Annotated in this window: 14 protein-coding genes; 7 read left to right on the top strand and 7 right to left on the bottom strand. The window is 50.9% G+C overall.

Features of this window, described 5'->3' with window-relative positions; all coding sequences use genetic code 11:
- The first annotated feature begins 191 nt into the window (after positions 1-191).
- From wrbA to EKO24_RS01010, 6 genes are all read left to right on the top strand, one after another.
- The gene (gene wrbA, locus EKO24_RS00975) at positions 192-794 is read left to right on the top strand and encodes an NAD(P)H:quinone oxidoreductase (RefSeq protein WP_127028594.1); all 603 of its coding nucleotides are present in this window, start codon (positions 192-194) and stop codon (positions 792-794) included.
- A 194-nt stretch (positions 795-988) separates the two neighbouring features.
- Positions 989-1,942, top strand: coding sequence for a cytochrome c oxidase subunit II (locus tag EKO24_RS00980; RefSeq protein ID WP_127028595.1), 954 nt, complete (start codon positions 989-991; stop codon positions 1,940-1,942).
- A gap of 317 nt (positions 1,943-2,259) precedes the next feature.
- On the top strand, positions 2,260-4,248 hold the full coding sequence (gene ctaD, locus EKO24_RS00990) for a cytochrome c oxidase subunit I (RefSeq protein WP_127028596.1): 1,989 nt from the start codon (positions 2,260-2,262) through the stop codon (positions 4,246-4,248).
- Positions 4,241-4,840, top strand: coding sequence for a cytochrome c oxidase subunit 3 (locus EKO24_RS00995; RefSeq protein ID WP_127028597.1), 600 nt, complete (start codon positions 4,241-4,243; stop codon positions 4,838-4,840). Before ctaD ends, EKO24_RS00995 begins: the two co-directional genes overlap by 8 nt.
- Positions 4,841-5,191: 351 nt before the next feature.
- Positions 5,192-5,614: a hypothetical protein gene (locus EKO24_RS01005; RefSeq protein ID WP_127028598.1), complete on the top strand. Its 423-nt coding sequence runs from the start codon at positions 5,192-5,194 to the stop codon at positions 5,612-5,614.
- On the top strand, positions 5,596-6,891 hold the full coding sequence (locus EKO24_RS01010; protein ID WP_127028599.1) for a cytochrome c: 1,296 nt from the start codon (positions 5,596-5,598) through the stop codon (positions 6,889-6,891). The genes EKO24_RS01005 and EKO24_RS01010 overlap by 19 nt, the downstream gene beginning before the upstream one ends.
- A 138-nt stretch (positions 6,892-7,029) precedes the next feature.
- Here EKO24_RS01010 and EKO24_RS01015 read toward each other — a convergent pair whose 3' ends face one another.
- The 7 genes from EKO24_RS01015 to EKO24_RS01045 all read right to left on the bottom strand — a co-directional run bounded on the left by EKO24_RS01015 (position 7,030) and on the right by EKO24_RS01045 (position 13,231).
- Complete coding sequence (locus EKO24_RS01015; protein WP_127028600.1) at positions 7,030-7,605, bottom strand: sulfotransferase family protein; 576 nt, start codon at positions 7,603-7,605, stop codon at positions 7,030-7,032.
- 46 nt (positions 7,606-7,651) lie between these two features.
- Positions 7,652-7,861 carry a hypothetical protein gene (locus tag EKO24_RS01020; RefSeq protein ID WP_127028601.1) on the bottom strand — a complete coding sequence of 70 codons (210 nt, stop codon included), beginning with the start codon at positions 7,859-7,861 and terminating at the stop codon, positions 7,652-7,654.
- Positions 7,862-8,010: 149 nt separating this feature from the next.
- Positions 8,011-8,361: a Spy/CpxP family protein refolding chaperone gene (locus EKO24_RS01025; protein ID WP_127028602.1), complete on the bottom strand. Its 351-nt coding sequence runs from the start codon at positions 8,359-8,361 to the stop codon at positions 8,011-8,013.
- Positions 8,362-8,474: 113 nt separating this feature from the next.
- Positions 8,475-9,158, bottom strand: coding sequence for a response regulator (locus EKO24_RS01030; RefSeq protein WP_127028603.1), 684 nt, complete (start codon positions 9,156-9,158; stop codon positions 8,475-8,477).
- On the bottom strand, positions 9,155-10,519 hold the full coding sequence (locus EKO24_RS01035; protein WP_241674350.1) for an ATP-binding protein: 1,365 nt from the start codon (positions 10,517-10,519) through the stop codon (positions 9,155-9,157). The genes EKO24_RS01030 and EKO24_RS01035 overlap by 4 nt, the downstream gene beginning before the upstream one ends.
- 367 nt (positions 10,520-10,886) lie before the next feature.
- A complete protein-coding gene (locus EKO24_RS01040) occupies positions 10,887-11,726 on the bottom strand; it encodes a pirin family protein (protein WP_127028605.1) in 840 nt (279 codons plus the stop codon).
- Positions 11,727-12,025: 299 nt separating this feature from the next.
- The gene (locus EKO24_RS01045; RefSeq protein WP_161990543.1) at positions 12,026-13,231 is read right to left on the bottom strand and encodes an NAD-dependent formate dehydrogenase; all 1,206 of its coding nucleotides are present in this window, start codon (positions 13,229-13,231) and stop codon (positions 12,026-12,028) included.
- Between the two features lie 555 nt (positions 13,232-13,786).
- Between EKO24_RS01045 and EKO24_RS01050 the strand changes: the two genes are divergently transcribed.
- Positions 13,787-14,302: a sigma-70 family RNA polymerase sigma factor gene (locus EKO24_RS01050; protein ID WP_127028607.1), complete on the top strand. Its 516-nt coding sequence runs from the start codon at positions 13,787-13,789 to the stop codon at positions 14,300-14,302.
- The last annotated feature ends 18 nt before the right edge of the window (positions 14,303-14,320 follow it).

A 14,320-nucleotide genomic window follows, 5' to 3' on the forward strand; every position in this document is an offset into this window, starting at 1 on the left:
ATTGTTGGGACATAGCGATGTCTCCACGACAATGATTTATACCCATGTATTGAATAAAGGCGGCCGGGGAGTGTTGAGTCCATTGGATCAACTCTGAATTTATCGATAGGTAGTGCTACGAATATTTCCAACTTCTTACCCATGCTATTTTTTGCTTCCACGGGCGCCAAGTCCACTGTAAGGAGACATAGATGGCAAAGATTCTGATTGTTTACTACAGCATGTACGGCCACATCGAAACGATGGCTAAAGCGGTGGCCGAAGGTGTGCGTAGCGTCGAAGGTACCGACGTCATTATCAAGCGCGTGCCCGAGCTGGTACCGGAAGAGATCGCAAGAAAAGCCGGCGCGAAGCTTGATCAGGAAGCACCGATTGCGACGGTGGACGAGCTGCCGGACTACGATGCGATTATTTTCGGATCGCCGACGCGTTTCGGCAATATGTGCGCGCAGATGCGCAACTTCCTCGACCGGACCGGCAAGTTGTGGGTGAACGGCAATTTAATCGGCAAGGTCGGCAGCGTGTTTACGTCCACGGCGACACAGCACGGCGGGCACGAAACCACAATCACCTCGTTTCATTCGACGTTGCTGCACCACGGCATGATCATCGTCGGCGTGCCTTATTCCTGCCAGGAGATCCTGAACATGAACGAAATTACCGGCGGCTCGCCTTATGGCGCGGGAACGCTGGCCGGCGCCGATAATAAGCGCACACCTTCGGAGAACGAACTGAAAATCGCCCGTTTCCAAGGAACTCACGTTGCAAGAATAGCTAACAAGCAGGCCGCTTAAGGATATGGCCGGCAATAATCTCTCCAGCCTCGTCAAGCCGATCATACTTCGACAAGGCTCTCCTGAGCGTCGTCGAAGGGCTCGGCACGAACGGCTTGACGATGGAAAACAGTGGTTTCGGAAAATTATTTTAACCAAATCCTAAAAGGCTTTGCATAGGGCAGGGCCAACAATTCCAAACTTGGATGTAGACGATGGATGATCAAAAAATAGCCCCGTTGAACTATTTTCTGCATAGCTACGGTCCGGCTTCAATGCCTACGATGTATTTGGGATGGGTGTTTGTCGCGGTTTTAGTCGCAATCTTCTTGGTCGTCGCACTGCTGTTGCTTTGGGCCGTCCTTCATAAACGTTCGGCCCTGTATCCTCCGACAATACGCCGCGAGGCTCAAGGCATGCAATGTATATATATCGGAACCGGCATAACGACCTGCATTTTATTTGCGATGGCTATTTATATGCTGGTGACGTTGAATGCCGTCGCTAAGCCGACAGGCGCGCCGGTGCTGACTCTGACCGTCACCGGCTACGATTGGTGGTGGAAAGTCGAGTATGAAGACGACGACCCAAGCCGCCGCTTTGTGACCGCTAACGAGATACATATTCCGGTCGGCCGGCCGCTACTGATCAAGCTGAAAAGCGCGGATGTGATCCATGCGTTTTGGGTGCCGGTGCTGGCCGGAAAAACGCAGACGATTCCAGGATTGACCAACCGGCAATGGCTTCAGGCCGACGTCGAAGGCAGTTACCGGGGAGAGTGCACGCAATTTTGCGGCGTGCAACATGCGCATATGGGCTTGGAGATTGTCGCGCAAAAAGAGGATGAATTCAGGAGCTGGCAGGACGCCCAGCGCAAAGAGGCTACAATCTCAATCGATGTCATGGCCGGACAGAAAATTTTCCTGGACCAGTGCGCAGGCTGCCATACCGTTCGCGGAACCGAAGCGGTCGGAGCACACGCGCCGGATTTGACGCATTTGCAATCGCGCCGTTTGATTGCCGGGGGATTACTGACCAATACCCCGGATCATTTAACGCAATGGATTACCCATGCCCAGCAGCTTAAACCGGGCGCGCGGATGCCCAGCATGGTGTTAACGGCGGCGGAGATCGGCGCGTTGTCGGCATTTCTATCGACGCTGAACTAGAGAAATTGCCGGTTAGTTAATATTAATCCTATTGTTAAACGCCATCTGTTGAGCAGTAGGAATTTGTTATGGCACGGATAGGTTCCCGTTTGCCGCGCCGAGCACCGGAGCTTTCGGCGGAACAAATCGGCAGGATAGCCGATTTGCATGCGCAGCACCCGAAGGGCGAGGTACAGGGACTGTACCGAGTGATTACCGTTAGGGGCGCTGTATGGATGCAGTGCGTTGCCGGGGGATGGCCTTTCTGGCAACCCCCTTGTATTTGAATAATTTGGCTTATGTTTCTAACTAACGAAGAAACTTTAGGAAAGAATGCCATGACCGATGCCGCTAAAAATACCTCCGGCCCTAGCTTGACCCGCGTACCTGAGATGGGTTCCGCTCCAATCGGCTCGGCGGCCGAACGCCGTCTTGCCGAACTATGGGAATCTACGCCCGGATGGCGCGGCCGGTTGTCGACAGTCGATCATAAAGTCATCGGCATCCGCTACTTGGTTACCGCATTTATTTTTTTGCTGATGGGCGGCGTCGAAGCGTTGATCATGCGCCTGCAACTTGCACGGCCGGACCAAACCCTGTTGACGCCGGAACAGTACAACCAGCTGTTCACAATGCACGGCATTACGATGATTTTTTTGTACTCGCTGCCGGTATTGTCGGGTTTTTCGAACTATTTATGGCCGTTGATGTTGGGTTCGCGCGATATGGCGTTTCCGCGCCTTAACGCGTTTTCTTACTGGGTTTTCCTGTTTGCCGGGATCTTTTTATATTGCAGCTTTCCTCTTGGGCAAGCACCGAACGCCGGTTGGTTTAATTACGTGCCTTTTTCCGGAGCGGAGTACAACACCGGACCGAATATCGACGTTTACGCGCTCGGTATGGTGTTGCTCGGGATTTCGACCACCGTCGGCGCGATCAATTTCATTGTCACATTGTTCAGGACGCGCGCTCCGGGCATGTCGATCGGCCGCGTGCCTATACTGGTTTGGGGCACGCTGACCGCCGCGGTCGCCAATGTATTCGCGGTGCCTTCCGTCAGTCTGGCTTTCTTCCTGTTGTGGCTGGACCGGCAAACCGGCACACACTTTTTCGATACGTTAAACGGCGGCAAGCCGCTGCTTTGGCAGCACTTGTTCTGGATGTTCGGTCATCCCTGGGTTTATGTGGTCGTGCTGCCGGCGATGGGTATCGTTTCCGACGCCTTGCCTACGTTTTGCCGGCATCCGCTGGTAGGTTACTCGGCCGTCGCGCTGTCGACGATGGCGACGATGTTGCTCGGCTTCGGCGTCTGGATACATCATATGTTCGCGACCGGCTTGCCGCCGCTGGCGCTGTCGTTTTTCGGCGCGACCAGCCTGGTCATTTCGATTCCGAGCGGCGTTGCGGTGTTCGCATGGATTGCGACGATATGGTTGGGGCGGCCGGTGTTCAATACCGCCTTCCTGTTCTTTGCAGGGTTTGTGATTTTGTTTGCGATCGGCGGATTTTCCGGCGTGATGACAGCAGCGGTGCCGCTGGATTTACAGCTGAACGAAACCTATTTCATCGTCGCGCATTTGCATTACGTGCTGCTCGGTATCAACGTGTTTCCGGTGGTCGGCGGCATTTATTATTGGTTCCCGAAGTTCTTCGGACGGATGATGAACGAAACATTGGGAAAATGGAGTTTTTGGGTCATGTTCGTCGGTTTCAATCTGGGTTTTTTCCCAATGCATCTGCTGGGTTTGCTGGGCATGCCGCGCCGTATCTATACCTACGCGCCGCACATGGGCTGGAGCACGACTAATATGATCACGTCGATTGGCTCGTTTATTTTTGCGGCCGGCATTTTGATATTCATCGTCAATCTATTTGTCAGCTTGAGGCGCGGCTCACCGGCAACCGCGAATCCCTGGGATGCGCCGACGCTGGAGTGGGCCGTGCCGTCGCCGCCGCCGGTTTACAACTTTGCGGTGATTCCGTTGGTCGCCAGCCGCCATCCGTTATGGGAGGATCGCATTGACGAGGGTGGGGGCCGCTCTAGTCTCGATCATGGTTATTTACTGATGGAAGGGCGGGAGACTATCGGCACGACGGCGCTGGACGCGATACCTGACGTGATCCTGAAAATGCCGGAAGATTCTTACGCGCCTTTTTTCCTGGGCTTGTTCAATGCGTTGCTGTTTGTCGGTATGTTGCTGCATTGGCCGGATTTTACGGCGCTGATGGTCTTGGCTTGCTGCGTGTCGTTGGCGGTATGGATGTGGCCGAGAAAAGCCCTGCTCCAGCGCGTGCCGGACTATGACAAAGGAGCGGCTCATGGCTGAAACGATACCACTGGACCGGCCGTTGCCGGTCGGCAGCGAGGGCAGGCGTTCCGGCGGTTGGTGGGGCGTGCTGGCATTGATTGCGACCGAAGCTTCGCTGTTTACCTATTTGTTGTTCAGCTATTTCTACCTGGCGTCGCAAACCGAACAGCACTGGCCGCCCGAGGGCTTGCCGGAGTTACTCGTGCCGGGCGTCAATACCGCGATATTGCTGACCAGCAGCGTATGCGTATGGGCCTGCGAGCGTTGCCTCCAGCGCTCAATGATGGGCTGGAGCATGGCATGGATGGCGTTTGCGCATATTCTGGGGATTATCTTTGTCGCCGTTCAGCTCAACGAATGGAGCAAGAAGGCTTACGGTATGGCGTCGAACCTATACGGATCGTTGTATTTCACGATTACCGGGTTTCATATGCTGCACGTGATTGTCGGCGTGGTCATTTTGCTGGTGCTGCTGCTTTGGATCTCGCTCGGTTATTTTGACCACCGGCGCTATGCGGCTGTTACGATTGGCGGGCTGTATTGGCATTTTGTCGATGTGGTTTGGTTGTTCGTGTTCACGACTTTGTATTTGTTGCCTTATGTGGGGTAGGGCGATTTTTGGTTAGTTAAGATTAATGTTTAAAGAGTCGCTTATGCGACGGTTATTTGAATCGGGGTCTCGCCCCCGAGGGCGAGTTACTTTCTTTTGCGTCGCCAAAAGAAAGTAACCAAAGAAAAGGCGACCCGGTTGCCGCTTACTTCCTTCGCTCCTCGCTTTCGATGGAGGTTGCCAGAAGGGCCATCCCTGGCCCTCTGTCAACGCGCTGCATCCATGCAGCGCCCCTGCGGGCTATTTCCACCGAAAGCTCCGGTGCTCGGCGCGGCAAACGGGAGACGTACTCCTTGTCCGTAGTATCAATGAATAACTTGGGTCATGTTTCTAACTAATCTAGGACAGGCTATGAACTTTTCCGCTAACCATCCCTCTGTTGAAGCCCCAGCCTCCGGCCGAAGTTTGACTGCGATGATCTGGCTATGGCTGGGTTTGCTTGGCGCTCCGGTTGCATGGGTTGCACAGCTGTTATTGAGCGAGCCGTTTGCGGCGTATGCTTGTTATCCTTACGACGTGCCGCTGTCCGCGCCTATTTTGAAAAACTTGCCCGCCGTACTGATTGGGATTAATGCCGGCTGCTTTGCACTGGCGGCGCTGTCCGGCTTTGCTGTTTGGCGGTCACGGCAACGGTTTGGGTATGTCCAACCTGGAGAAGACAGAAATCGCTTCCTGGTCAAGCTAAGCCTGCTGTCGAGTTTTATCTTTATCGTTGCGGTGATATTCAACATCTGCGCAGTGTTTCTGGTGCCGCCATGCCGCCCGTGGTTTTAATCAGAGTCGGACTTATCTTACTGGTTAACGTTGCAATGTGCGCGTTGCCGAGTCTGGCTGGCGCGGATCCGTCGGGGCGGGCCGACGTTAACCGCGGCGCTTACCTGGCAAGGGCCGGGGATTGCGTAGCCTGTCATACGGCCGGGCCGCAAGCGCGGCCGTTTGCCGGCGGCAAGCCGCTTAATTCGCCGTTCGGGAAAATCTATTCATCGAATATTACGCCGGACCTGGTTAACGGTATCGGCCGTTACACGCTGTACGATTTTAGCCGCGCGGTCCGCAACGGCATTGACAAGGAGGGCAGCCGCCTGTATCCGGCCATGCCTTATCCGTCGTTCGCAAAGATAAGCGATGAGGATATTCGCGATCTTTACGCTTATTTTATGACCGAGGTGAGACCCTCCGATTACAAGCCGCCGGAAACGAAGCTGCCTTTTCCGTTCAATATACGCTGGGACCTGATTTTCTGGGATGCCGTTTTTGTCAAACACGAACCGTATAAGCCGCGTAACGATCGTGACGCGCAATGGAATAGGGGAGCTTACCTGGTGCAGTCTTTGGGGCATTGCGGTACTTGCCATACGCCTCGCGGTTTTGCGTTCCAGGAACAAGCTTATACGGAATCGTCGCCGTTGTATTTAAGCGGAAATGCGTTGGATAACTGGTTTGCGCCGAACCTGACCGGAAATACCGCTTCCGGCTTGGGCCGTTGGTCCGAGGACGATATCGCCTCATTCCTGGCGACCGGTCACGGCGGGCAAACCACCGCATTCGGCAGCATGGGCGAGGTTATTGAAAACAGTACGCAATATTTGCATAAAGACGATCTGGGCGCGATTGCATATTACCTGAAATCGCTTCCCGCCCACGGCGAAACCGCCGCGTATAAACCGGATTTGCCCGAGGTTGCGAAGGCGTCGTTGGCCCTGATCACCGGCGAATTCGAGCGCCCCGGCGCAGGCCTTTACCATAATTTTTGCGCTAAATGCCATAAAGAAACCGGGGACGGCGAGGAGGGCAAGTTTCCGAAGCTGGCCGGAAATTCGAGCGTTCTTGCCGAAGACGCGACCTCGCTGATCCGCCTGCTGCTGGAAGGCAGCAAAACGGTACAAACGACGAAAGAGCCCAAGCCTGAGGAAATGCCTGCTTTTTCGGGAAAATTTTCCGACCGGCAGATTGCCGACGTGCTTAGCTTTATTCGTAATAGCTGGGGGAACGGGGCAAAGCGAGTCACGCCGCGCGAAGTAGCGTTGTTGCGGCATAAACTGCGACCCTGATCGAATCGGAAACCGGCAGACTTACGGTAATTTCAAGCGGTTGCCAGTGTTTTGCCGGATAGATGTTTAATTAAATAGCGCTAACGGATTAAATTAACATTTGATGATTAGTGGTCTTGCCAACGATAAAGCAATCACTCAGTCATATTTAAACATGTTGATAATTATGCTTTCAGCTTCTCTAACTTCACTTTCTAATTGACTGGAGTAATTTGCGGGGAATTTGCTTTGGTTACTAACATTCTGGCGGGGGAATGTCTTAATAGCGTTCTCATCAAAGGTTTCCCCGGCATTTCGCAATGCTGTTATCAAATCTTCGACAAGATTTTCGTTCCGGCCTATAAATTCTATTTCGTGATCCGGATGGCCGATAAAATCAAGAAAGCTCTTTGAATAACAACCCGGATACTGATCAAGTACGCGGCGGACAAATTCTTGAAAACAGCCGGATTGGCAATTTATATCAAGCGGATTTTTTTCATCCCATCCATGAGTCATTTTATATTGCCAGTAGGATCGGTATAAATTGACCGGGTGCCTAACAAAAGTAAACTTGAACTTATCCTGATAAGGGCATTCTTTCAGGCCGAGATGTATATTCTCATCAATAGCAAAATTATCGCAATTAATACCTGAAGCTGCGATTGCGTTTCTTACCCACGTTCCCCCTGTTTTGGGGTAATGTAAAAAAACTGAATTTTGAAGAATGAGCATAATTTTTATGTGACTCCTAAGCGATAGATAGCATTTTCTTCGTTATTTATTTAGAGGCGTCAGTGTAATAACCTTTTGACGTCATACAGGTTTGCATGGGCTCATTTTTTCTGATGGCGTTATTTTGACATTCCGCGAGATCCATTTGAGCCTGTTTATCGGGTTTATTGGGATTCATCCAAGTAGTCTTGGCACAACCGGAAATTAATACGGTAATTAAAGCTAACAAACAGATTGATAGATTTTTTTTCATCATTTTTATCTATCTCCTGGTTATGCCCAACGGGCATAAGTAGGGTTTGAGCGGACCAGCTGCCCAACTCAGCTTTATAGCCAAAGGCCATAAGTTTCGTTTGAACGGACAAGCCGTTCAACTCAGCTTTATAAAGGCAGCATCGCAAGAAACTATTTCATTGGCTTAGAAGCTTTTTGATTGTTTAAAGCTTCTTCGCATTTCTTCCGCCATTTCTGATGACGTTGTTTTTTCATTTCATCCAGTTTTGCCATTTGTTCCGGGGTTAGAACTTCCTGCATCCGTGCATGGATTTGTTCATGGATGATTTTGGATTTGTCCTTCTGTTCCTTGAATATGTCTTCCAATCGTGTTCTTTGCTCGGCAGTTAAATCGAGGTTCTTAGTGAGGTGTTCGATTCTATTTGCACGATGCCCATCTGCATCGCATTGGCCATGCGGAAATGCGGCAACGGTGAATGGAAGTGAAAAAACCAGTGCGACAGCGACGATTTTCTTGTTCATGTTTTTCCTCATAAGTTGCAAAAATAGCGGTTTTTGTTTTTGACGATGCTTACTTTAACGATGGAAAACGCAAACAATTTGAAGAAAATGCGTAAACAATGTGCAAGCTTTAATTAATCAACCCGATTCTGTGGATCATAACGGTAGCCTGCGCCATATACTGAGTGAATCAGCTCCTGATCCGGCAATAAATAAATTAATTTCTTTCTCAGCTTTTTGATATGACTATCGATAGTTCGATCGGAGACAATACGCTGATCTTGATAAATTAAATCCATTAATTTTGAGCGCGAAAAGATACGGCCGGGTTGCTGGTACAAAGCCTGCAGTAGTTGGAATTCGACAGTGGTTAATTCAATTTCTTGTTCGGCAGTAAGCACTCGGAAACTGTGAGGATCCAGTTTCAGGCTGATGACAGGAGCGGCAGTCGTTTGTGTGTGTACCCTGCGCAGCACTGTTTTAACGCGTGCGACCATTTCGCGCGGACTGAAAGGCTTGCATATATAGTCGTCGGCTCCCAGTTCAAATCCAAGTAAGCGATCGATTTCCTCAATACGCGCCGTTATTATGATGATTGGAACAGTGCTGAAACTACGAATTTCACGGCAGATATTCAGACCGTCACAGCCGGGCAGCATTAAATCCAGCAATACTAAATCAGTATGGTTTGCTTTAAGCCATGGCAATACCTCCAAGCCGTTATTTAAACAAGCAGTGGTAAAACCGGCATTTTGTAAATAGTCCGCTTGCAGGCGAGCCAGTTTTAATTCATCTTCTACAATCAGGATATGATTCATAAACTAATCGGTAATTCAATTTGAATCGCAAGTCCTTTTAGAGAAGACGAGCATGCTTGAATGGTGCCGTTGTGAGCTTCGACAATATTGCTGCAAATAGCCAGGCCTAGTCCTGCTCCGCCGTGATAACGGTTACGTGAGTTTTCTACCCGATAAAAGCGGTCGAATAATTTGGGGAGTTCGTGTTCGGGTACGCCCGGTTCAGTGTCGGAGAAATTAAGCACCAACTTATCAATCTTACGAACAACGGAGATGACTAACTGGCCGTTGGGATCGGTATAGTTAACGCTATTGTTAAGCAGATTCCGGAAAAGTTGAGATAAGCGGTCCGGGTCAGCGTAAATATTAACAGCGTTCGACAATTTATTAATCCATTGAATACTAATGTGCTTGTTTTGGAATTCCGGTTTTAACGCGGCCAAGTCTTCTATTAATATTTCTATCGGATTAACGGGAATTTTACGATAACTTAACGCACCTTGATCGGACAGGGATAATTGATATAGATCTTCCGTTAAACGATTAAGCCGCATCACATCGCCAAACAGGGAATCGATAGCCTCCGTGGTCAAGGGGCGTATACCGTCTTGTAAGGCTTCCAATTCACCGCGTAATACCGCCAACGGCGTACGCAATTCGTGAGAAATATCCGCTACCCAGCGCTGCCTTGACTGCTCTGACTGTTCCAGAGCGCCGGCCATATCGTTAAAGTTCTGTGCCAGTTGCCCGAGCTCGTCTGTCGATTCAATGGGGAGCCGAATGTTATAGCGGCCTACAGCAAGAGCTTTGGCCGCGGTTGTAATACGTTTAAGCGGCCGGCCCAAGATGAACGCCAGCAGCCATGCAAGGCATGCGGATAAAAGAACCATGATTAATGCAATCAAGATAAACGCTTCGGATTGCCGTTCCATAAAGCGGATTTCACTGTCATGGTTGACGGTTTTATTCGGTAATAGACCTAGAAAACCAACTATCTTTTCTTGATAACGTATAGGTTGTAAAGATAATTGCGGTAAGGCGTCTTGGCGGCCGAAAATAATTGTTTTGTCGGCATTCAATAGCATGGCGCGTAGTCCAAAAGGAATAAACCGCTTTTTACTAGCCGGTGGCTCGGGCAATGCCGGCGGCCAAAAATCGGGTGGTTCCGTGCGCGCCTGCTCAAACCATGAGTGCGGACGATCATGATGATGAGGATTAGCTTGCCACAATAGATCAATCCATTTTTGCTTATCGGCCGCCAGATTGCCCCAGCCCTGGTTATTTTTATAGTATTCGCTAAGTCCTTCAATGACGTTTGTCACTTGTTCCTGCTGACGCGTTTCTATAAATTCGGAAAAGCCTCGATTTAAAGACCAACGCATAAAAACATACATTCCTAAAACAACAAGAAGCGTTGTCACCAGAAAAGCTAAAAATAATTGGCCTCGAATTGTTCTATGCATAATTTATCCTAATCGCTTACAAGACATTGTTGTCATTAAATGTGTAAGAATTATGAAGATAGGGGGACTTCGCTCTAGCGGCATAACCGCTTTGACGTTTTCGCATTTATCTTCAGAAGCTTTCACGTTTTAAGGATAAACTGGCATTTTGTTATAAATATCAATAAATCTGGCGAAAAATGCTGTTAAATCAAAGTATTAGGCTGTTTGTAGGGCGACTTGACATGGCCGGTTGATCGCCTTCAGGCATGATTCTTAGATAAGCCGGCACTGCGATGTTAACTATTCAACTGAAATCTTTAATCGCTTGCCGGATCTCTTCTTGCGTATTCATCACAAACGGTCCGAAACCGGCTATCGGTTCGTCAATCGGCTCGCCGTTCATGACCAAAATAGTCGTGTCTTCAAGCGCAGTCAGCGTGACTGTTTTGCCTGCCCGCTCAAAAAACGCCAACTCAACCTCGCCCAGCGTTGCCGAATTGTTGATTTTCGCACTGCCTTTTAGCGCAAACAGCATTGTTGTGTAGTGTTCGGGAAAATCGACTTCAACCGTTTGGCCGCCCGGCAGGCGTAGGTCCCATAAATTAACCGGGGTATAGGTGTTTGCCGGACCTTTGACGTCCCGGTACTTGCCTGAAACGATTCTCATCACGCTGCCGTGTGGGTCCAGCTTGACGGCAGGAATTTGCTTGCCGGTTATGGGTTGATAGTGAGGCTCGACCATTTTGTATTTGGCGGGTAGGTTGACCCAAAGCTGGATAGCTTCAAAGATTCCGCCTTGTTGGGTGAACGCGGCGGAATGCATTTCTTCATGTAGAAGACCTTTCGCAGCAGTCATCCATTGCACGTCGCCGGGGCCGATCAGGCCGCCGTTGCCTGTCGTATCGAGGTGTTCGACTTCGCCTTGATAAAGAATGGTTACGGTTTCAAAGCCGCGATGCGGATGGAAGCCGATGCCTCTGGGTTTTGCTGCCGGCGGAAAATAAGTCGGGCCGGCATAATCGAGCATTAAAAACGGGCTGACTTCGGCGTCCGGCGTATTGTAGGAAAACAGCGTGCGTACCGGAAAGCCGTCGCCTACCCAGTGCGATTGATCGGTGTGGGTGATTCGGTGCAATTGTTTCATGGCTTTGTTCCTGTGGTTGATGATAGAACACGGATGACACGGATCGGGCGGATTTACACGGATTTTTATCTCGTTCCCACGCGCTGCGTGGGAATGCAGTCAAGGCGCGCTGCGCCGTGAGTCACGGTTAGCTTATAGAAAACGGAGACTGGACAAATCGGGACGCAGCGCGTCCTACAATGCATTCCCACGCAGCGCGTGGGAACGAGGTAAGGCGCGCACGGCAAGCCCTACCTGACGATTGATCTCGATAAAATCGGTGTAAATCCGTCCAATCCGCGTCATCCGTGTTCCATTTTTCAAGCACTCAATTTGTACTTGGCCGCTTCCTCGGAGCCGCCGGTGGCGTCGCCTGCGCTGTAGGAATGAGCGCCGACTCCGGCCAGTTTGCCGTTATTGACCACCAGATATTCGTCCCTGATCGGCCGGCCTTCGAACCAGCATTCCAGTACTTCCCGAACGCCGGCCGCATAGCGGGCCTGCGCTGACAGGCTGGTGCCGGAAATATGCGGTGTCATGCCGTGATGCGGCATGCTGCGCCACGGATGATCTTGCGGCGGCGGCTGCGGGAACCAGACGTCGCCGGCATAACCCGACAAGCGGCCGTCTTCCAGGGCCCTGGCAATCGCGTCGCGGTCGCAGATTTTGCCGCGGGCGGTATTGATCAGGTAAGCGCCGCGTTTCATCTTGTCCAGTAACGCGTCATCGAACATATGCTCGGTTTCCGGGTGCAGCGGGCAATTAATCGTCACCACGTCGCAAACCCGCACCATCGAGTCAACGCTTGGGTGCCAGATTAAGCCCAGTTCCTGCTCAACTTCAGGCGGCAAGCGGTGGCGGTCGGTGTAATGCAGTTTGACGTCGAACGGTTTTAAGCGCCGCAGCACCGCCAAACCGATGCGCCCGGCCGCGACGGTGCCGACTTCCATGCATTCCAGGTCGTACGAACGCGCCGCGCAGTCGGCGATATTCCAGCCGCCGTTGACAACCCATTGGTAAGACGGAATGTAGTTGCGCACCAGGCCCAGGATCATCATCACCACATGCTCGGCGACGCTGATGCTGTTGCAGTAGGTGATTTCGGCGACGGTGACGTTACGTTCCATCGCCGCCTGCAAATCGACATGGTCGGAACCGATGCCGGCGGTCAGCGCCAGTTTTAATTTCGGCGCTTTGGCGATGCGTTCCGCGGTCAGGTAGGCGGGCCAAAACGGCTGCGATATGACGATGTCGGCATCGTGCAACTCCCGGTCGAAGCGCGAGTTTTCGCCGTCTTTGTCGGAAGTCACCACCAGCGTATGGCCCAGGCTTCCCAGATAGCTGCCTAAACCCAGCGCGCCGGACACGCTGCCCAGCAGTTGGCCGGGAATGAAATCGATGGCCTTGGGCGTCGGAGCGGTTTGACCGTCGGGATAAGACCTGATCTTCGGTATCGAATCGCGGGCGTAGGATTGCGGATAGCCGTCAATCGGGTCGTCGTACAGTACACAAACAATTTTTGCCATTTTTATCCTAAAAAATCGATAGTTGAAAATCAGCGTAGATTAGGCAAGCCAAGGTTTTTCTACAATAGGCGGAAATACTTAGCTGAATCGGCGACAGGCTCCGGCTCTAGCAGAAAACAGTCAATTAGTGACGGATTTTTTCAGCTTTAAATGATTCTGTTTTTCGGGGGGAGAAAAACCGTTGCCGGTGCTGAGAGGAGATCACTGTGGCATATGACATGTTTATAAATAGAAATACGTGTTTTCACCTATTCCTTTTCCGCCAACCTGATTGCCGGCAGTTGCCGTGAACGGATTCTTCATTTCATGTTATTTATTGATATATCAATAACCTGAAAAGCACTCCGATTCATTACGGGATGCTTCGCAATAGTTGGAAACAACAATGGCTTATATTTTGCTTTAGCCTTTGACCGCGATTGAGACCTTGAAAGCCGACTTCGGTACCCGGCTCAAAAGCAAAAAATAAAAGGCATTCCGGGCTCTATCAGTCTTAAATCCACCGCGTTCTGATGCACCGGAATATTCATAAGTTTGTTTCTAAAATTTACCCGCATGAGCGTTAATGGCTTAATGGATATATTGTTTCGCCGGCACAGCAAGGAACTGCTGTTCTTTGCCAGCCAGCGTGCCGGCAGTGCCGCGGAAGATTTGGTTCAAGAGGCGTATTTGCGCCTAATGCGGCATCCCAATCCCGAATCCATCGGTAATATCCGCGCCTTTCTTTATCGAACGACCTCGAACCTGACCGTCGATTACCACCGTCGGCAAGTGCTGGAGGCGCGCTACCAACAAACGTCAACGCAGGATGTCGAAATTGATGCGCAACTTGTTAAGGCTGTAACGCCTTCGCCGGAATTGCGCTTGAGTCAACAACAGGAATTGGATATGCTCCGCGACATGCTTCAGGAACTCCCGGAAATTACGCGTAACGCTTTCTTACTCAATCGTATCGAAGGTCTGTCGCACGCCGAAATAGCCAAGCGCCTCGGTATATCCGTTCGCAATTCCGAGCGCTATCTCGCCAACGCGATGCGCCATCTGCTCAAGCACAGCAACTTTGACGAATAAAAAGGACCCGCTCAATTA

The sequence above is a fragment of the Candidatus Methylobacter oryzae genome (genome assembly GCF_003994235.2).
GTDB classification, from domain to species: Bacteria; Pseudomonadota; Gammaproteobacteria; order Methylococcales; family Methylomonadaceae; genus Methylobacter_A; species Methylobacter_A oryzae.

Coding starts and splice junctions, on each gene's coding strand:
- EKO24_RS01020 (WP_127028601.1), bottom strand. CDS start 7,861: ATGATGAAAAAAAATCTATCAATCTGTTTGTTAGCTTTAATTACCGTA.
- EKO24_RS01005 (WP_127028598.1), top strand. CDS start 5,192: ATGAACTTTTCCGCTAACCATCCCTCTGTTGAAGCCCCAGCCTCCGGC.
- EKO24_RS00980 (WP_127028595.1), top strand. CDS start 989: ATGGATGATCAAAAAATAGCCCCGTTGAACTATTTTCTGCATAGCTAC.
- wrbA (WP_127028594.1), top strand. CDS start 192: ATGGCAAAGATTCTGATTGTTTACTACAGCATGTACGGCCACATCGAA.
- EKO24_RS01015 (WP_127028600.1), bottom strand. CDS start 7,605: ATGCTCATTCTTCAAAATTCAGTTTTTTTACATTACCCCAAAACAGGG.
- EKO24_RS00995 (WP_127028597.1), top strand. CDS start 4,241: ATGGCTGAAACGATACCACTGGACCGGCCGTTGCCGGTCGGCAGCGAG.
- EKO24_RS01040 (WP_127028605.1), bottom strand. CDS start 11,726: ATGAAACAATTGCACCGAATCACCCACACCGATCAATCGCACTGGGTA.
- EKO24_RS01025 (WP_127028602.1), bottom strand. CDS start 8,361: ATGAACAAGAAAATCGTCGCTGTCGCACTGGTTTTTTCACTTCCATTC.
- EKO24_RS01050 (WP_127028607.1), top strand. CDS start 13,787: ATGAGCGTTAATGGCTTAATGGATATATTGTTTCGCCGGCACAGCAAG.
- EKO24_RS01030 (WP_127028603.1), bottom strand. CDS start 9,158: ATGAATCATATCCTGATTGTAGAAGATGAATTAAAACTGGCTCGCCTG.
- EKO24_RS01010 (WP_127028599.1), top strand. CDS start 5,596: ATGCCGCCCGTGGTTTTAATCAGAGTCGGACTTATCTTACTGGTTAAC.
- EKO24_RS01035 (WP_241674350.1), bottom strand. CDS start 10,519: ATGCGTTGGTCTTTAAATCGAGGCTTTTCCGAATTTATAGAAACGCGT.
- ctaD (WP_127028596.1), top strand. CDS start 2,260: ATGACCGATGCCGCTAAAAATACCTCCGGCCCTAGCTTGACCCGCGTA.
- EKO24_RS01045 (WP_161990543.1), bottom strand. CDS start 13,231: ATGGCAAAAATTGTTTGTGTACTGTACGACGACCCGATTGACGGCTAT.